Here is a 17,868-nt window from a genome sequence, read left to right on the forward strand (position 1 = left end):
CGAGACCGCCGGGAACTCCCGGGCGAGGCGCCCGTAGGGCAAGGGGCGCGGCCTACCCCCGTCGCTCCCTCAGCACCCGCGCGATCGCGACCTGCTCCGGATTCAGCCCCGGTTCGCCGTCCTCCACGTCCCACAGGCCGTTCTGGAGCACCCGGCCCAGCGTCCAGGTCACCGCGCGGTGCCGGTCGCCGACGACCTCCGCCAGCAGGTCGAAGCGCCACAGGATCTCGCCGGGGTCGGGGTCGAAGCGGTCCGTGAGCGCCGGGAGCAGGTCGAAGCCGGGGTCGCCCGCGAGCGGCTTCGGGTCGATCGCCAGCCAGGGCTCGCGCCCGCCGGCCAGGACGTTCCCCAGGTGCAGGTCCCAGTGGAGGAGCCGGTCGCCCGGTTCCGCCAGCACGTCCCGTACGGCCGCCGCGCAGTCCCGCAGGACCGCCGCGTCCTGCGGTCCGAGCCGTGCCGAGGCCGCCGGGACCTCGTCCAGCATGGCGCCCGCGAGAGCCCCCAGCGTCCGCAGCCCCTCGGGCGCGGGGACCGCCGTCAGCCGGGCGAGCAGCCCGGCGACGATGCCGAGGGCGGCCCGGGTGTCGGCGAGGGAGGACAGCGGCCGGGCCTCTTCGAGCCGTTCCAGGAGCATGGTGCCGGTGGCCGAATCGTGGTCGAGGAGGCGTACCGCACCGGCCCCGCCCCAGATGCGCAGGGCGACCGGTTCGCCCTCGGTCTCCTCGTCGAGGATCTGCATCTTGAGCGCGGCGGGGACCCCGTCGGTGATCCGTTCGACGGGCAGGACGAGAGAGGCCACACCGTGCATCGAGGGGCCCGTGATCCGCAGCCCCCAGTGGCCGAGGAACTCCTCCGCCCGTCCGGGAAGCCCGGCGACGAACGCCCGCCCGGCCTCCCCGTTGTACTTCGCCTGCGCCGCCGCCAGCTCTTCGGGTACGTGGATCATTCCCCCGACCCTAGGGGGCATCCCCCAGCCCCCGCCAACCTCTTTCCCCGGTGCCGGGGCGAGCCCCTACGGGACGACGAAATCCGCACGTGAAGCGCCGTGTCGGCCCCTGAGACCGCCCCCGGGGCGGATCCCTTCCCGAGGCCCTATCCACAAGGCCGAACGCCCGGGTAACCTCCCGCCCACGCACCCGGAAGAGGGATACACATGAGCACGGTCAACGGCGGCATCTCGTTCTGGTACGCGCAGGAGGGCGCCCCCGCACCCCGCGAGCCGCTCCCCGGCGACACCACCGCCGACGTCTGCATCGTCGGCGGCGGCTACACGGGCCTGTGGACCGCGTACTACCTCAAGAAGGCCGTCCCCTTCCTGAACATCACCGTCCTCGAAGCCAAGTTCTGCGGATACGGCGCCTCCGGGCGCAACGGCGGCTGGCTCTACAACGGCATCGCGGGCCGCGACCGCTACGCGCGACTGCACGGCCACGACGCCGCCGTCCGCCTCCAGCAGGCCATGAACGACACCGTCGGCGAGGTCGTCGACGTCTGCGAGCGGGAGGGGATAGCCGCCGACGTGCACCGGGGCGGAGTCCTCGAAGTCGCCCTCTCCCCCGCCCAGCTCGCCCGTCTCAAGGAGTTCCACGCCGCCGAACTCGCGTACGGCGAAACGGACCGCGAGCTGTACGGGGCCCGCGAGACCGCCGAGCGGATCCGTGTCACCGGCGCCGTCGGCTCCTCCTGGACCCCGCACGGGGCGCGGCTGCACCCGGTGAAGCTGGTGAAGGGCCTGGCGGCGGCCGTCGAGGCGCTCGGCGTCACCCTCCACGAGTCGACGCCGGTCACGGAGATCAAACCGAAGCACGCGCTCACCCCCTACGGGACCGTCCGCGCCCCCTACGTGCTGCGCTGCACCGAGGGCTTCACCGCCTCCCTCTCGGGCCAGCGCCGTACCTGGCTCCCCATGAACTCCTCGATGATCGCCACCGAGCCGCTCACCGAAGCGCAGTGGGACTCCCTCGGCTGGGAGGGCCGCGAGACCCTCGGCGACATGGCCCACGCCTATGTGTACGCCCAGCGCACCGCCGACGGCCGCATCGCGCTCGGCGGCCGGGGGGTTCCGTACCGCTTCGGCTCGAAGACCGACAACGACGGGCGCACCCAGCCCCAGACCGTCGAGGCCCTGCGCGAGATCCTGGTCCGCTTCTTCCCCCAGCTGGCCGGGGTACGGGTGGACCACGCCTGGTCCGGTGTGCTCGGCGTGCCCCGCGACTGGTGCGCCACGGTCACCCTGGACCGCTCCACCGGCCTCGGCTGGGCGGGCGGCTACGTCGGCTCGGGCGTCGCCACCGCCAACCTCGCCGCCCGCACCCTGCGCGACCTCATCCAGCAGGACTCGGGCCAGTCGGGCCCCACGGACCTGACGGCCCTCCCCTGGGTCGGCCACAAGGTCCGCAAATGGGAACCGGAGCCGCTGCGCTGGCTGGGCGTCCAGACCATGTACGCGGCCTTCCGGGGCGCGGACCGCCGCGAGACGACGGGCCACACGGCGAAGACGGACCCGGTGGCGACGGTGGCAAACCGCTTGAGCGGGCGGTGAGCAGGGACGGGAGGTACGGACGGTGACCACGGGTGGTGGGTACGGGCGGTGAGCAGGGGCGGTGGCTGCGGGCGGTCAGTACGGCCGGTGAGCGCGGGCGGACCCGGAATCGCCCGTACGGTCCTCCGGTCCGGACGTCCCGTACCCCCTAAGGGCAGGGCCTACGGGACTTCATGCCCTCCGCCTCACCAGTCCCGCCAGTCATCCGTGATCTCGGTGGGCGAGATACCCCGTCTGGCCGCCAGCGCGGGCACGTCGACGCCGTGCTCCGTCAACGTCTGCTCGATGTACAGGCACAGGTCCTCGCGCTCCACGGTCTCGTAACCGGCGCCCCCGTGCTCATCGTTGATCCCGTTGAGCACCAGGACGACCCGCCGGACGGCCCCGAAGACCCGCTCGTCGTCCTGGCCGCCGAGCCCCCGCGCCTCCGACTCGAAGGCGAGCAGGGCGTTCTCGGTCGCCACGAGCAGCGATTCCGGGAACAGCTCCGCCAGGAAGGCGTCCTCGGGGGCGCGCGTCCCGGCGGCCAGTTCCCGCGCCTGCTCCTCGACGTTGGCCCGCCATGTCACCGATGGTCTGATCGTCATGCCGGGACCGTAGCCGCCGCCTCTGACAGTGCCGCCAGGGCGCCCGGTCGCGAGCGCCTCTGGTCTCGGTGCGGCTGCCGCCCCGCCTCGGGCCCTTCCCTCACTCCACGTCGATGCCGAAGTCCCCCACCAGTTCCTCAAGTCCGCCCCGGTAGCCCTTGCCGCCGAGGACGAAGTCCCAGTCGCCGCCGGAGCGGCGCCGGAACGAGCCGAGGACCAGGGCCTTCTCGCCCGGCCGCCCGTCGGAGACGACGAGCCGGTCGAGTTCGGTGCCGGAGTCGTCGCGCAGCCGGATGCCCGCGTCCGTGAACCCGCCGAGGTCCGCGTCCGGGTTGACCTCGGGGTCGACGGCGGCGACGAGGACCAGCCGGTCGGCGCCCGCCGGAAGCGCGTCGAAGCCGACCCGGACGGCGGCCCGGTCACCGGGCGGGGCCGTCACCATCGCCACCGAACCGTCCGGCGTGGCCTGGTTGTTGAAGAAGACGAACCACTCGTCGCCGAGGACCCGGTTGCCCGCGCAGACGAGGGCGCAGACATCGAGGACGGCGTCCCCCGACCAGACCATGCCGAGCAGGTTGAAGGCGTCGTCGGCCTCGTCGGAGGGGGTCGCGGGCACGGCACCGGCCCCGGGGGCCCCTGGGGCCGGGGAGGCCCCGGAGTCCCCGTAAGCCCCAGGGCCCTCACCAGCCCGCCTGCCCCCACCCGTACCACCCGTACCGCCTGAATCACCGACCACACCGGCCCCACTGGCCCCACCAACCCCACCGGCCCTGCCGCCCCCATGGCCCCCGCCGCCCCCACCCGGTCCCAACCGGCCCCGCAGACCGTGCTGGTGGAGCAGGTCGACGAGTTCGGTGCCGGGGATCAGAGTGAGGGGCTTGCCGTTGGCGAAGGTGTACGAGCCGGGCCCGAACTTGGAGGTGGTGACGAGCACGCCCTTGTTGGCACCGGCCCCCTGCACGGTCCCGAACAGATCCCGTACGGCGGTCGGCGGGACGGTGTTCCGGTACCGCTTCACCTGGACGACGATCGAGCCGCCGCTGATGGGGTCGGGATCGAGCGCCTCGACGTCGACGCCCCCGTCGTTGGAGCGGCGGGTGGTGACCGCCTGGAGCCCGCGGGCCCGGAACAGCTCGGCGACGAGCCCCTCGAAGGCGATGGGATCCATGGCCAGCAGGTCCGGCTCCTCGCCGTCCCCCTGCACGACGACCTCGGTGCCCACCTGGTCGGGGGTGCGCAGCGGCGCGACCGCGGTCCGCTCGTCGGGCTTGGCGGAGAGCCGCCCGGAGAGCGCCCCGGTCAGACAGTCGACGGCGGCGACCAGCTCCAGGTTGAGCCGGTCGAAGACCTCGCGCCCGACGCCCGCGGTGGCCACGCAGACCCGGGAGTCGAGCCCGGTGGCGGGGTCGACACCCCCGACGTACCCGTTGAGGACGACCGTCTCAAGCGCGCCGAAGCGGTCGGCGGCGAACAGTTCCCGTACGGCGAGGAGGACGCTCTGCGCGAGGACGTCCCGGTAGAGCGCGCGGCGCTGGGTGACCGGCCGGGGCACCTCCTTCTCCTGGTCGGTGCCGGGCAGGTACTTGACGCCCTTGGCCTCGGGCACGATCTCGTAACCGGGCAGCTCCCAGTCGAGGACGAGGGCGCGCCCGCCCCGGTCGTAGGCGGCGGAGACCTCGCGGGGGAAGCCCTCGGGCCAGGCGGTGGAGGCGAAGAGGACGGCGGAGAAGAACTCGACGACGGTCTCGGCCTCGCCCTCGCGGAGGGCGGCGACGGTGCCGGCGACCCCGGCGTTGTGCGTGCGGATCTCGGCCATCCGGGCGGCGGCCCAGGTGTCGTACTCGCGTCGGTACGCGGCCAGTTGCTCGGCCCTGCGGGCCTCGGCGGCCTGCGCCGCGTACCAGTCGTGCTCGAACCTGGCGCGCGCGTCCCGCTCCGCCTGGGCGCGCCCGGAGGCGGTCCAGGCACTCTGCGGCTGGTAACGCCGCTGGTCAGGCAGGGGTACGGGCTCCGCGAGCGGGCCGGGCGAGAACGGCTCGACGCTCTCCTCTCGACGCAGCGCGTCCACCGCGAAGGGCGGCGCCCCGCACCCGGCGGCGAGCAGCCCCTGGAGGGCGGCGACCCGCTCGTCCAGCTCCCGGGTGCGGCGCAGGGCGTCGGCGTCCCGCTGCTGCCGGTACGCGGCCCGCTGCTCGCGCTGCATCCTGGCCACGTCCCGCTCGTACGCCCGCTGCGCCCGCTCGGCCTCGCGCCGCTGCCGCAGCACGGCCTGTTGCTGCCCCTCACGCTGCCGCTGCGCCAGCCGTTGCTGCTCGGCCCAGATCCCGATCAGCCCACCGGAACGCCGACTCATCGACCTCACCCCTCCCCCCGGGGCCCGCGGGACACCACCGCGACCGCCCCGAAACGCCGAAGCCCCCCGTCGGGTCCGCTCCGACGACTCCCGCCTTCACAAGACCGCCAGCGTACGTGCCGTGTCGTGCCGCGTAGTGCCGGTTTGCGACCTTGCCGGGGGGCTTGTTCATGCCGTACGCCTCCCAGGACGCGCCCGGCCCGGCGATCGGGTGGCGTGACCCGCGCCCCGGGCCCCGAAATGAAGGCGCCCGCCGGGCTCACGGTCGGTTCCGTGAGCGCGGCGGGCGCCGGTCGGTGCGGCCGGGCTGAGCCGGGCCGAACCGGGCTGAGCCGGGGTCGGTCCCGGCTCAGCCTCGGGGGGGGGGACGGTCAGCCGGTACGGCGGTGGCGCTTGCCGAGGCCGATCACGAGCACGCCGACGAGCAACAGCCCACCGCCGATCCCGAGCAGGGTGAACGTCTCGGTCCCCGTGGAGGCCAGCGGTCCGGAGGCCCCGGAGTCCGTCGAGCCCGCCCCGGAGCCGGGGTCCTGGGGGTCACCGGGGTTGCCGGGGTTGCCGGGGTTGCCGGGGTTGCCGGGTCCACCAGACCCACTGGCTCCACCCGCCCCCTCGGATCCACCGGACCCACCCGTGTCACCAGGCCCACCCGGGGCGACGGATCCACTAGGGGAGGCCGACCCACTAGGGGTGACCGTTCCCGTAGGGGTCACCGGACCCGTAGGGGTGGCCGACCCACTAGGGGTCACCGAACCCGTAGGGGTAGCCGACCCACTAGGGGTCACCGGCTCCGTAGGGGTGGCCGTCCCCGTGGGCGTCACCGGCCCCGTAGGGGTGGCCGAAGCCGTGGGAGTGGCCTCCTCCGGCTCGACCTCCACCGTGACGCCGGCCTCGGGGGAGGCGACCTCCTGGTCACCGGACTTCCCGGAGGCGGTCGCCGTGTTGACGACCTGTCCGTTCGTCACGTCCTCGGCGGTGATGGTGTGCGACGGGGCGGTGCAGTCCATCGACGCCCCCGGCGCGAGGCTCGTCGCCGGGCAGGTCACCTCGCCCGCGGTGGGGTCGGAGACCTGGATGTCGGTGACGGTGCGGGTGCCCGTGTTGGACACCTTCAGGGTCCACTCGACGCGGTCGCCGAGACCGGTCTCGCCGTTCTCGTCGACGTCGACCGGCTCGGCGGTCTTGACCAGGTCGAGCCGTCCCTCGCCGGTGGCCGGGACCGTAGCCTCGGACGGAGGCGACACCAGCGGCCCGGTCCCGCCGGGCGGCGTGCCCGTGGCCGTGGCCGAGTTCCTGACGGACCCGGCGTCCACATCGGCCTGGGTCACCTCGTACGACGCCTCGCACGTCACGCTCGCACCGGGTGCGAGGGAGACGGCCCCGGCAGGACAGACGACGTCCGACAGCTCGCCGGACCCGGTGAACTCGCCTTCGTCCACGGCGACATCCGTCAGTGTCACGTTGCCCGTGTTCGTCACCGCGAAGGCGTACTCCACCTTCGTACCGGCAAGCAGCTCGCCGGGGGTCTCCGTCGCGGCCGACTTCACCACCTTCAGGGCGGGCTCGGCCGGAGCCGTGACCTTGGCCTCGGAGGGGTCCGACTCCACGGGCTCGGTCCCGCCCGGCGGAGTGCCGGTGCCGGTGGCCGTGTTCTCCAGGCCGCCCGCGTCGACGTCCGCCTGCGTGACCGTGTACGTGGCGGTGCAGGTCAGGCTCGCGCCGGGGGCCAGCGGGCCTTCCGGGCACTCGGGTACGGGCGCGGTGCCGGTTCCGGTGAACGAGGTCTCCTGGACGGCCAGGCCTTCGAGGTCCACGTTCCCGGTGTTGGTCAGCTCGAAGGAGTAGGTGATCTGCTCGCCCGCGGCCTTCACGGTCGCGGGGTCGGCCGTCTTCTTCACCGTGAGCCCGGGAATCCCCGGGGAGGCCTCGGCCGAGGACACGTCGTTGCCCGGGGTCGGGTCCTCCTCGTTGGCGAGGACCCGGGCGGTGTTGGTGACCGGGTCGGTGATCGAGGCGGGGCTGTCGGCGATGACGGTGATCACGTTCGTCGCCCCGGCGAGGGTGCGTCCGCCGACGCAGGTGACGGTGTTGCCGGCCACCGTGCAGCCGGGCGTCGTGGTCCTGACGTTGGTCAGCGGCGCCGGAACCGTGTCGCTGACGGTGTACCCGCTGGAGTTGCCGGGGCCGTTGTTCTTCACGGTCAGGGTGTAGGTGAGGGTGGCGCCGGGGGTGAAGGACCCGGGGCCGCTCTTCGCGACCGCGAGGTCGGTGGGCAGACCGGGGGAGGCCGCGCCGTCGTTGTTGCCGCTGGAGGGGCCGGGCGAGGAGGAGACGAGGGTGAACGTCGGGTTCGCCGAGGCGGGGCCGGTGACCTTGTACTGGAAGACGGTGCCGGCGCCGTTGTTGGAGAAGCCCAGGTTGCCGTTGCCGAACGTCCAGGCCGCGCCGAATCCGTCGCCGATCGCCAGGACCGGCACGTCGAAGGCGGTGACGGTCTTGCCCGCGCCGAGCAGGTCGACCCGTACGATCTGGCCGGTTCCGACGGCGCCCCAGAAGTAGCCGTCGGCGTACGCGAGGTCGGCGACCGGGACCGGCGAAGACAGCTCCATCGTGCGGGTGACGGCTCCGGTGACGGGGTCGATCCGGTGGGCCGTGCTCTGCCCGCTCCAGCCGACGTAGAGGGCGCCGTCCGGGCCGAAGGCGCCCCAGTTCGCGCCGTTCGACACGATGCTGTCGCCCACCCGGGTGAGGATGCCGCCCTGGCCGATCCGGATGACCGAGCCGACGGGCAGGGCGGCCGTCCCCGCGTTGACCACGCCGTAGAGGTAGTCGTCCGCCGGGTTGTAGCTGATGGCGTTGTAGGTGACTCCGTCGACCGCCGTGCCCTCGGGCTCGAAGGTCACGCCGCCGGATGCGCCGGTGATCGCCTTGTACAGATGGGTGGGGACCTCCTGCGCGACGAAGACCGTCGGGTCAGCCGCGTCGAAGGGGTCGCCGTCCGCCGCGTGCGAGGCGGGGGCGGTGAGCAGCGGACTCACCAGCGCGGTCGCCCCCGCCACCAGCGTCACGGCCAGAACCCCCACGAGCGGCCGCCGCCTCCTGTGCCGCCCCTGCGCTGTCGTCGTACCGGACATCAGAACCCACCCGGCTTCCGTCTGGCACGCCCCCGACGCCCCGGAGCCGTGCGCGCAGCCGTACGACCCCGCTCACTCCCCCACACCCCGAGCCCACTCCCCGCGACACACGGCCGCCTCACTCCGTCCATCCCTGACTACCCCTCACGGATCGGACACACCACCACATATGCCTCCGGATGCCGAAGGAAGCGACATAGGTGAGGATGTGATCATCAAACTTAATGATGGAGTAAAGCACCCAAACGGCGATTTGGCACTAGTTGTCACTTTTAGGTGATGTGTGGCCTTGCTTCTCGGCGCAGGGGACGCGGCGGGCACCCCAGAGCAGGGTCCGGGGGCGGTGATCAGTTCCGTGGTTTCTCACCGTCACGTCATCACGACCGCCGGCTCGAAACCGACGGTCGGCTGCCCTCCGAGCGCGATTGGCCGCCGGCTACGAGGCGAGCACGCCGACCGGACGCCTCGCCCTTCGCCCACGTCCGCGACCTGGCTGCGGCTGCGGCTGCGGGGCAGGCACCTCAGGTACATAAGTCGTCAAGCCACGCCGGTCGTTGTTCGAACGGAAGTCGTTAGCATCATGCACATGCCTGATGTGTGGATCGGCTTCAACTCCGTTGACCGCCGGAAGCTCTGGTGGCGAAACGTCCTTGGGACGCTGGCGCTTGCCGTTGCGATGGCGGCCCTGGGCCTGACCACGCATGAGCCGAACAAGTGGTGGTTCGCGGGTGGCCTCGGAGTCCTTGCTGTGGTCGCTTTCGTCGCAACGGTCAACCTGATCTACGGCCAGACTCTCCTGACCACGAAGGGGCTGGAGTTCCGCACCTTTGTCAGCAGGCGAGTCATCCCCTGGAACGAAGTCGCCGGCGTCGAATCACGGCAGCGGGTGATCCAGGGCAGAGCTTTCCGTGATCTGCGGGTCGTCAGGGTTCGCGGGCGATCGCTCACGATTCCGGGAACGGCCACCAACCGGGTGGTGGACGCCGAGCTCAAGCGGAAGCAGGCGGCCGTCCAGGAGCACTGGTCCCGCGCGGTCGGCGGCTGACGAAGCCCTTGCCGCGAGGGCCTCGGCTGCCGCAGAGAAGACGACCGCTGCGTCGATGACCCGCTCCCTCGCCCGCGAGCTGGGCCCGTACGGGATCTGCGTCGACACGGTCGTGCCCGGCGCCTTCCAGGTCGAGGCCGAGAACGTCCTCCCCGCCCGGCACCGCGCGCGGCCGGAGGACCAGATCAAGCGCCAGTGCGTCCCGCGCCGGGGCCGGCCCGAGGACGTCGCAGCCCTGGTGGCGTTCCTCGCGGCCCCCTCCGCCTCGTTCATCACGGGGCAGTCCGTCCACGTCGATGGCGGATGGCTGCTGCACTGAGACCGTCGACAAGCAAGGGGACGAACCGAAATGATCGAACGAGTCCGCGCCATCCTCGTCACCCCCGACGACACGATGCTGGTCATCCGCCGCACCCGTCCCGGCATCCCCGAGTACTGGGTCCTGCCCGGCGGAGGCGTCGAACCCAGCGACGCGTCCCGGGAGGCCGCCCTCCACCGGGAGATCCACGAGGAAATCGCGGGGAAGGCCGACATCGTCCGCCTCCTCCACACCATGGAGTCCGACGACGAGCGCCAGCTCTTCTACCTCGCCCGCATCACGACCTGGTCCTTCGAGGACCGCACCGGCCCCGAGTTCAGCGCCGAAGGCCGCGGCGCGTACGCACTGGAGGAGATCCCACTGACCGTGGAAGGACTCGACGGCATCGACCTCAAGCCCGAGGAGATCGCCCACGTCCTGCGGGGAGCCGTCAGCGCCGGAACTCTCGGAGTCGAGGCATCACTCTGAACTCTGAGCTTTCGAGTGCGTCAGCGCGCCATCAGGGCCGACTCGGAGAGGGGCCGACCCTGATGGCGTCGCTACGTGTTACCGGCTTGGCGCCCAAGCTCTTGGGCAGTGCCGATCGGCCGGGCGACGAGACGGGTTCTGCCACCCCGTCCGCTCACGCAGCGCGCACGCAAACGGCCCCGGACGAGACGTCCGAGGCCGAATAGGTCCCCTCCTGGCGAGAAACCCCAGGTCGGAGCGGAAAAACAGAGCCCCCTGTCGGGTTCGAACCGACGACCCCCGCTTTACAAGAGCGGTAGGCCCACAGTGGCGCTGAGCTGCGCACCAGCCTGCGGCCCTGCACCTGGGCAGGAACCCTGCCCACACCCCTGGTTCCCCGCGAATCCCCACCCGATCTGGCACGGATGTGGCACGGCTCCGGCACGCATCCACCGCACGGTGGGCATCGTCGACGCACGCCGGAACAGCGCCCGCTACCGACTCACCGGAACCTCGTAGACGATCTCGCAGAGCGCTGCGGGCACGACGATGTCCGCCGTCTCCACGGGCCGTCCCTCGTCGCTGTAGTAGGTCCGGCGAATGTGCGTGACCAGCGCACCCTTCTGGACGCCGAGGAGCGATGCTTCCTCGGCGGTCGCCTGCCTCGGCTCCGGCTGCTCGACCGCGTGGCTGATCGTGATCCCGATCTCGGCCATCCGGTTCACCACGCCTACCCCGGCGTGGGGGCCGCCCTCCGGGAGCACGATGAGGGTGCCGGCGGTGAGGTCGTACGGCTCCCAGCTCGTCGACAGCTGCACGGGGCGGCCGTCGGCAAGGAACTCGTACGCGGTGCGGACGCACAGATCGCCCTCGCCGATCCCGAGCCGCTGGGCGATCTCCGCCGGCGCGGGCACCTTCGCATCGGTCCGGCTCTCCCAGCCGCCCCGCTTGCCCAGCGCCCTTATGTCCGCTCGGAACGGCGAACCATCGGACTGCTCGCGCGCCGCGGAACGAACCATCCGCAGTCGCTGCCGGGGCTCGGCCACGTACGTCCCCGAGCCCGCGCGGCCCTCCAGCACGCCCTGCGAGATCAGGAGCTCTTGCGCGCGGCGGACGACGTTCTCGCCCACCCCGCACTCCTGGGCGATCTGAGCCCGGGAGGGGAGCCGTTCTCCGGGCGTCCACTCGTGCTCCGCGATCCGCCGCCGGAGCTCGTCGGCGATGCGCAGGTAAGGCGGCTGCTCAGGCATATGGAAAATCTAGTCCACTAGCCTTAATCTAGTTAACCAGCTTCACTTAAAGTGATCGCCGGTGACGGAGGCTGCCCTGTGCCTGCTCCAGAAGTACGCGCGGAGGCCATCGCCGCCGGGCTGTCCGCTGTCGGGCTCACCACGCGCGTGGAGGAACACACCCGACACACGTCGATCGAAGCGGAGGTTCCGGAAACCCTCTCTGCCGAGTCATGGCAGGAGGCCTTGGAAGTGGTGGCGCGGGCAGACCGGTTCGGTCTCCTCGCCACCGGCCTTGGCGACCGAACCTTGTGGGCCGTCGTACGCAAAGTGGTCCCCGCGACGGGCGATGTCCGGGGACCTGGCCATCAGCGATAGGAGCTGACCAGCGTGCTCAACCGTATCCGCCGTGCCATCGCGCGCACTAGATCTCGGCGCGCCCCGAACAGGGCGTCTTGCCTCCCCGTGACCCCCGCTCGCCCGATGCCCGCCGCCACCGAGCGCAGCGTCCGTGTGGACACCCTTGCCGGCGAGGACACCGTTCTCGTCCGTCCATATGTGCTGGCCGCCGAGGAGCGTGCGTTGCGGCGCTCGGCCGTCTCCCCTCAGTTCGCCGATGCGCCCGCCTGGTTCATGGCTCCGGAGGCGGTCTGATGCCTCTTTGGAAGCAGACACGTATGGCGCAGGCGAACCTCGCTTCGTATCAATCAAGTTCGTGCCGGATCGGCACCCACCTCAAGTGCGAGCACGGCTCCCCCGTGCCGGTGGAACTCGGTCTGCCCATCGTCTACGAGGTGTGCGCCTTCCCCTGTCATGCATCGAATGGCCAGGACAGGCCGAGGGAGGCGACCCGATGAGGAACACGGCATCCGGACTCGCGGTGGCTTCCCACATCGAGATCACGTCGAGCACCGTTCGGCGCGGTGACGTCATCCAGATCGGCGGCCGACTGTGCCGCGTGGTCAATCTCGTTCAGCTGCCCGGCGGAGCGAAGCAACTCCTCTTCGAATCGGGCGAACTGCTGACCATGCACTCCCGATCCAGGTTCACCGCGCTTCGGATGCGTCTGATGCAGAGGGGCGGTGATCAGTTCCGTGGCCTCTCGTCGTCACGTCATCGCCGATGACCTCCGGAACCTCATCTCGACCGGCCGGCTCAAGGCCAGAGAGCGACTGCCCTCCGAAGCGGAGTTGGCCGTTCGTTACCAGGTGAGCACGCCGACACTGCGCAACGCCCTTGCCCTACTCCAGGCCGAAGGGCTCATCGAGAAGATCCACGGCAAGGGGAACTTCGTCCGCCGCCCACTCCCCAGGGTCACGTACGTCGGCGGCGGCCTTGTACCGGCCCAACCCGTTCTGCCTGTGAGCGTCCACGTCAAGAAGCTCCGGGCTCGGGGAGACGTGGCAGCTCTCCTGCGCGTGGCCGCGGGCAGTCCCGTCACTGAGCTCCGCTTCCTGAGCCACGACGGGCAAACGCCGCACAGCCTGGCCCACGTCTACGTCCCCCGGGACCTGGCACCGACTGACGTACCGGCAGACCCACACTGGCCCCAGGAAGTCGCGAGCCTGCTGTCCGGGTCGCTCCCGCTGCTGACCGAGGTCCAGGAGAAGGTTCTCGTTCGGCTCCCCACCCCTCCAGAAGCCGCAGCCCTCCGCATCAGCTCGACCCTCGCCATCCTCGCCGTCACACGCGTGGCAACCGACACCACGGGACGAGTCATCGAAGTGGCGCTCCTGGTCCTCCCCGGCGACCGCACCGACGCCGTCTTCACCACCCGCCACACCACTGGAGAGAGGAGCGCAGAAGGATGACCCACCACGATGAACTCCGACTCCTCCCCTGGACGACCCTCGACGGCAAGCCCTGCTTCCTGAGCACCGACGAGACCGGCGGCCCACTGTCCCGCCTGGCGGACCGAACGGAATCCGCCCAACTCGAAGCTGGGACTGTCCTCCTGGACCACGCCATGGAGGTGATCGCCGACGCGGAGACAGAGCCTGAGGAACTTCTCCTCCTGGCAACGGCCCTCACGCACAACTTGAGGGACACACTCCGCATCGCCGTAAGCCGCGGCCACCGGCTGTCGACACCGAGCACCAACCTCGGCGGGGACGCCGAAGGGCCACGGCTGCCGGCGGCGGCCTTCGGCTAGCGACACCATCCCGCACGAAAACGATGCCCTGGGCCTTGGCCCGGGGCATCGATCGCACACGGCTCCGGAGGGTGCGTGAGTCTCAACCATTTCTGCAGGTCAGAGCGTGAAGAGTGACCTGATCTGACCTATCGGTCCACGAGTGGGCCGTGGATCGATCGCACCATCGCTGAGGGGCAGCGACTCTGGCGTCTCGTGGCGCTGATGTATACCCCCGGCAGGTGCTGGGTAGCCGGTGGACTACCGAGCCCCTGGCGGTAAACCCTTTAGGGTGGGTCATTTACGGGATGAGCTCATTCCGGAAGATGGACCTAATCCTTTTCAGGATGACCATGAGCACGAGCACGAAATGAGCTAGAAGATATGCCAACACCCCTGTCACCCAAGGGTTGAATTCTTCGAGGTCGAGCGATGCTCCGACTGCGAGCATAATCGTAGCCGCCAGAGCTATCACGAGACCGTATGTCGCGTTTGCTTGCAGTTGGCGGATGAGGCGAATCTTTACGCTCGTGGCGAGGCTTTCCACCTGAGAGTTCCGGACCTGAGCTGCGGCGCGAAGGGCGACATCGAACGACAGTACCAGCAGGTTGAACAGCAATCCGGACATAAGTGAGAGGGCTGTCAGTAGATCGCCGATTCCTCCGATTCGCCATTGAGTCGCCACGACTACTGCCGGCAGCACTGCAGGGAGCCCGTAGAGGGTGAGGATATCCGATTTGGATACACTCTCCTGGTCCTCATCCCCTGTGCGCAAGGTTTGGAAATGGTCGACAAATATCGGTTTAAGGTTCAGCATCCTCACTGGGCGGCACCTCCAGGCGGTATTCATTCCAACTGTCCGGCCATGTGAACTGTTGTTCCGCCACTGACTGGCGGGTCAGGCTGATGTCCTCGGCAAGATCTAGTGCCACCTTCATTGCCTCCTGGTAGAAGGCTGAATCCGAGAGGACTCCGTCGTCATCAAGGAGGTCCTCGTTGATCTCGAAGGTGACAACAGGAGTCTTACCAGACGCCACTGACACCGTACGGATGGTGCGGCCTACGCGGACCTCCACGCGCAGGTCGCTGTAGTCCACCCCCTGCCACTCGAGGAGGCTCGATACGTCCTGCTGTCCCCGCACCACCTTTTCGATCACTCTTTTGCCGAGGCTGCCGCGCCGAGGCGATGAAATTACCGTCTCCATGGTTCCGAGCTCGGTTTCGTGCTGGTTGAGCTCATATCGGTCGGCGATGTCCCGGGGGACGCTGTTTCGGACTAGGCGTATCTTTTTGACCTGCCCGCTGTCCAAGACGCGGGAGACAGCGGCCTCGGGGGACAAATTGCTGACTTCGATCACGTATTCACCGAAGCGTTTCCGAAAGGCCCTCCGTAGCCCGGTGGAGAACATGCTAAATACGCCACGGTTGTGAATGCGCTCAGTCAGGAACAGGCCAACCTCTCTTTCCTTTGGAAGGACAAGTAGGTTCCGGTACAGAAGGAACTCTACGTCGGATTGCTCTCGATTAAAGCGAGGGGTCCCGCTGCCTCTTTCTTCGAATTTGGATGTAACCCCGTACTCGCCAAGCCCTAGCGTTGCGTGTATGCGCCTGTCGCTGTGAGTGATTTCGGGGGATTTGAGTATCTGCTTGTTGTCCGGGTTGTCGAATCCGTCCTCCTTGAGGGACTGTAGGTAACCGTGCAATACCTTCAGAAGGTCGTTCCCGTTTCCGTCGAAATTATCGAATTTGAGAGGCTCCTTCTTTTGTCGTCTGTGCACGACGATCTTGTATGCCGCGATTGAGTGTTCAGCCATGAAGTGCCTCCCTTGCTGTGGCTGTTGAAGGCTCATCGTATGGCTTGTGATCGCGATCGGGCGGGCATTGGGGAAAAGGGTGTAATTCTAATACTTCTCACGATGTGGGTGGATTACTTAGTAGGTGAGTGAATGCCCCAAAGATCAGCTTTCGAGGCAACCTTCCGCCCCGCCTCCCATCCCGTCTGCCGTCGACCCACACACCGTGGAGCGGGCGCGGTGCCGGGCGTCCAGGTGGAGCGCGCCACTGTACGAACGACCTGGACGCCCGGTGCCGTGTCTGCTCGGCTCTGCCTGGGTCGACGGCAGACGGGATGGGAGTCCCCACCGCCACACCCCACCGGCCGGCACCCGCACACAGAGCCCCCGCCATCCCGGAGCCTGAGCGCCCCCGCCGGAGGCATCGCCTTGACCCGCACTCGCCAACCGCTCGGCCGCATTGTGGGTTCGTCGCCCATCAACCCGAGCTGTCAGGCGTGCGGACGGCGGCCGGGCTGGAGCGGGGCGGAGACAGGAGCGCAGGCCCGGGCGACGGGCCGCGCGCGCCGCGCCGTGCGCGGCGGGTGCCTTGATGGAGTAGAGAAAGTCTTATCGCGCTCCGGAGCTTCGCTCGGCTTCAAACTCGCTCAGCAGCTCGAAGAACAGGTCGATGCCTGACCCGCCGGATGCCTCTGCGGCCTTGGTGATCTCGACGGCCCAACCCAAGGGGCTGCCGGACGTGAGGCCGAGTCGTAGCCACAGCCACTCGGTGAAGGGCCCCTGGTGCTCGAAGTCCGTCACTGCCTGCGGGCCGTGAATCTCGGAGGCAATTCGGTAGCCGTACAACATCGCCTGGAGCTCTGCGAGCGAGCCGTCGCGAACGAACATCCCTGGCCGTAAGCGGGCTTGCTCCAGAAAGTCGTAAACGTCGCGCCACTCCCCGACCGGCTTCGCACCGGTCACGCGGACGTGCCCAGGAGCTGGCGGCCGTCATGGCTCCGCACATGCGGGCCGTTTCCGTCCAGCGCGTCCAGAAGACGGACCGCGTAGACCTCCGCCATCCGTTCCTCGACCTCGGCCGGTGTGAGCCAGTCGACCGCGGTGGACTCGTCCGAGGTTCGCTCGGTGCCGCCGGACGGCTTGCAGCGGAAGACCAGGGCGACTATGCCGCGCGTCGTGTTCTTGTAGACGCCCGTCAGCTCGTCCACCTCGACGTGAATGCCCGTCTCCTCCAGGACCTCGCGGGCGACGCCCGCTTCCGGGGCCTCGGTGAGTTCGAGGACTCCGCCCGGGAGCTCCCACCTGCCGTTGTCCGCTCGGCGGATCGCCAGGAGACGCCCATCGTCGCGCACAACCGCTCCGGCGACGGACACCGAGTGGAGTGGCGTTGACTTTGATCCAGCGCTCCCATTACTCATGTACAGGAGCATAGGAGAGTGAGTAGGACCGTGGAAACTTCGGCAGGAACCGGCAGGGCCGTACCTCGGTACGTGCAGATCGCGGACGACATCGTCCAGCAGATCCGGTCCGGGGTGCTGAAGCCCGGCGACATGGTGCCCAGCGAGTCCGAGCTCGTCGAGCGGTACGGGGTCGCGGGCGGAACGATCCGCAAGGCCATGGTGGAGGTGCGGGCCAGCGGGCTCGTCGAGACCCGGCACGGCAAGGGGTCGATCGTGAAGGACCGGCCCCCCGTACGGCTCCGCTCGTCCGATCGTTTCCACGCCTCGCATCGCCGCGGCGGCAAGGCGGCCTACCTCGCCGAGTCCGAGCAGTCCGGCGCCACGGCCAAGGTGAGCGTCCTCTTCATCGGCCCCATGGAGGCACCAACGGACATCGCCGCCCGGCTCGGCGTCGACGCGGGGGCACAGGTGCTGGCCCGGCGCCGGCTGTACTTCCGGAACGGGACACCCGTCGAGACCGCCTCGTCGTACCTGCCGTGGGACGTCGTGAAGGACATCCCCGAACTGTTCGCCGAGAACCCCGGCCCCGGCGGCATCTACGCCCGGCTCGAAGATCACGGCCACACGTTCGCCGAGTTCGTGGAGACCCTTCAGGCGCGCCCGGCCACGAAGGCGGAGTCGTCGGAGCTGGCGCTGAGCCCCGGCGCTCCCGTCGTGCACCTGCTGCGGGATGCCGTGACGAAGAAGGGGCGGGTCGTCGAGGTCTGCGACACCCTCATGGCCGCTGACCAGTTCGTCTTCCAGTACCGGATCTCCGCGTCCGACTGACACGCGCTCAACTTCCTTCGACCCGCTACGGATTCCCTTCCTAGCGGGTTGACTCATGTA

General features: G+C 69.6%; 18 protein-coding genes and 1 pseudogene. 10 read left to right on the forward strand and 9 right to left on the reverse strand.

Annotated elements, in window-relative coordinates; all coding sequences use genetic code 11:
• Window positions 1-52 precede the first annotated feature (52 nt).
• Entirely contained in the window at window positions 53-946 is an 894-nt protein-coding gene (locus tag BU197_RS29485; RefSeq protein ID WP_188271377.1) for an aminoglycoside phosphotransferase family protein, read from the reverse strand.
• A 207-nt stretch (window positions 947-1,153) separates the two neighbouring features.
• Between BU197_RS29485 and BU197_RS29490 the strand changes: the two genes are divergently transcribed.
• Window positions 1,154-2,542, forward strand: coding sequence for an NAD(P)/FAD-dependent oxidoreductase (locus tag BU197_RS29490; protein WP_188271378.1), 1,389 nt, complete (start codon window positions 1,154-1,156; stop codon window positions 2,540-2,542).
• Window positions 2,543-2,727: 185 nt separating this feature from the next.
• On the opposite strand, the gene BU197_RS29495 is transcribed toward BU197_RS29490, so the two are convergent.
• From BU197_RS29495 to BU197_RS29505, 3 genes are all read right to left on the reverse strand, one after another.
• Complete coding sequence (locus BU197_RS29495) at window positions 2,728-3,129, reverse strand: hypothetical protein (RefSeq protein ID WP_188271379.1); 402 nt, start codon at window positions 3,127-3,129, stop codon at window positions 2,728-2,730.
• Between the two features lie 100 nt (window positions 3,130-3,229).
• On the reverse strand, window positions 3,230-5,482 hold the full coding sequence (locus BU197_RS29500) for a restriction endonuclease (RefSeq protein WP_188271380.1): 2,253 nt from the start codon (window positions 5,480-5,482) through the stop codon (window positions 3,230-3,232).
• Window positions 5,483-5,853: 371 nt separating this feature from the next.
• Window positions 5,854-8,565 (reverse strand): DUF6923 family protein, encoded by a 2,712-nt coding sequence (locus tag BU197_RS29505; protein WP_188271381.1) that lies wholly within the window; start codon window positions 8,563-8,565, stop codon window positions 5,854-5,856.
• Window positions 8,566-9,202: 637 nt separating this feature from the next.
• Between BU197_RS29505 and BU197_RS29510 the strand changes: the two genes are divergently transcribed.
• From BU197_RS29510 to BU197_RS29520, 3 genes and pseudogenes are all read left to right on the forward strand, one after another.
• Window positions 9,203-9,661 carry a hypothetical protein gene (locus tag BU197_RS29510; protein ID WP_188271382.1) on the forward strand — a complete coding sequence of 153 codons (459 nt, stop codon included), beginning with the start codon at window positions 9,203-9,205 and terminating at the stop codon, window positions 9,659-9,661.
• 52 nt (window positions 9,662-9,713) lie between these two features.
• Window positions 9,714-9,980: pseudogene (locus BU197_RS29515) on the forward strand (SDR family oxidoreductase); the annotation flags it as partial.
• A 30-nt stretch (window positions 9,981-10,010) separates the two neighbouring features.
• Window positions 10,011-10,448 (forward strand): NUDIX hydrolase, encoded by a 438-nt coding sequence (locus tag BU197_RS29520; protein WP_188271383.1) that lies wholly within the window; start codon window positions 10,011-10,013, stop codon window positions 10,446-10,448.
• Between the two features lie 473 nt (window positions 10,449-10,921).
• Here BU197_RS29520 and BU197_RS29525 read toward each other — a convergent pair whose 3' ends face one another.
• The gene (locus tag BU197_RS29525) at window positions 10,922-11,677 is read right to left on the reverse strand and encodes a GntR family transcriptional regulator (RefSeq protein WP_188271384.1); all 756 of its coding nucleotides are present in this window, start codon (window positions 11,675-11,677) and stop codon (window positions 10,922-10,924) included.
• 78 nt (window positions 11,678-11,755) lie between these two features.
• On the opposite strand from BU197_RS29525, the gene BU197_RS30885 reads away from it, so the two are divergent.
• The 5 genes from BU197_RS30885 to BU197_RS29545 all read left to right on the forward strand — a co-directional run bounded on the left by BU197_RS30885 (window position 11,756) and on the right by BU197_RS29545 (window position 13,808).
• Complete coding sequence (locus tag BU197_RS30885; RefSeq protein WP_317452255.1) at window positions 11,756-12,034, forward strand: hypothetical protein; 279 nt, start codon at window positions 11,756-11,758, stop codon at window positions 12,032-12,034.
• Window positions 12,035-12,121: 87 nt separating this feature from the next.
• Window positions 12,122-12,310 carry a hypothetical protein gene (locus BU197_RS29530; protein WP_223183582.1) on the forward strand — a complete coding sequence of 63 codons (189 nt, stop codon included), beginning with the start codon at window positions 12,122-12,124 and terminating at the stop codon, window positions 12,308-12,310.
• A 199-nt stretch (window positions 12,311-12,509) separates the two neighbouring features.
• Entirely contained in the window at window positions 12,510-12,782 is a 273-nt protein-coding gene (locus BU197_RS29535; protein ID WP_188271386.1) for a hypothetical protein, read from the forward strand.
• Complete coding sequence (locus tag BU197_RS29540) at window positions 12,739-13,467, forward strand: GntR family transcriptional regulator (protein ID WP_317452249.1); 729 nt, start codon at window positions 12,739-12,741, stop codon at window positions 13,465-13,467. The genes BU197_RS29535 and BU197_RS29540 overlap by 44 nt, the downstream gene beginning before the upstream one ends.
• Window positions 13,464-13,808, forward strand: coding sequence for a hypothetical protein (locus tag BU197_RS29545; protein ID WP_188271387.1), 345 nt, complete (start codon window positions 13,464-13,466; stop codon window positions 13,806-13,808). The genes BU197_RS29540 and BU197_RS29545 overlap by 4 nt, the downstream gene beginning before the upstream one ends.
• A gap of 280 nt (window positions 13,809-14,088) precedes the next feature.
• On the opposite strand, the gene BU197_RS29550 is transcribed toward BU197_RS29545, so the two are convergent.
• The 4 genes from BU197_RS29550 to BU197_RS29565 all read right to left on the reverse strand — a co-directional run bounded on the left by BU197_RS29550 (window position 14,089) and on the right by BU197_RS29565 (window position 17,010).
• Window positions 14,089-14,610: a hypothetical protein gene (locus BU197_RS29550; protein WP_188271388.1), complete on the reverse strand. Its 522-nt coding sequence runs from the start codon at window positions 14,608-14,610 to the stop codon at window positions 14,089-14,091.
• Window positions 14,591-15,601 (reverse strand): hypothetical protein, encoded by a 1,011-nt coding sequence (locus BU197_RS29555; protein ID WP_188271389.1) that lies wholly within the window; start codon window positions 15,599-15,601, stop codon window positions 14,591-14,593. Before BU197_RS29555 ends, BU197_RS29550 begins: the two co-directional genes overlap by 20 nt.
• Before the next feature lie 588 nt (window positions 15,602-16,189).
• On the reverse strand, window positions 16,190-16,543 hold the full coding sequence (locus tag BU197_RS29560; RefSeq protein WP_188271390.1) for a hypothetical protein: 354 nt from the start codon (window positions 16,541-16,543) through the stop codon (window positions 16,190-16,192).
• Window positions 16,540-17,010: an NUDIX hydrolase gene (locus tag BU197_RS29565; protein WP_188271391.1), complete on the reverse strand. Its 471-nt coding sequence runs from the start codon at window positions 17,008-17,010 to the stop codon at window positions 16,540-16,542. The genes BU197_RS29560 and BU197_RS29565 overlap by 4 nt, the downstream gene beginning before the upstream one ends.
• A 60-nt stretch (window positions 17,011-17,070) precedes the next feature.
• Between BU197_RS29565 and BU197_RS29570 the strand changes: the two genes are divergently transcribed.
• Entirely contained in the window at window positions 17,071-17,808 is a 738-nt protein-coding gene (locus BU197_RS29570) for a GntR family transcriptional regulator (RefSeq protein ID WP_188271492.1), read from the forward strand.
• The last annotated feature ends 60 nt before the right edge of the window (window positions 17,809-17,868 follow it).

Source organism: Streptomyces sp. CBMA291 (genome assembly GCF_014596525.1).
GTDB lineage: Bacteria > Actinomycetota > Actinomycetes > Streptomycetales > Streptomycetaceae > Streptomyces.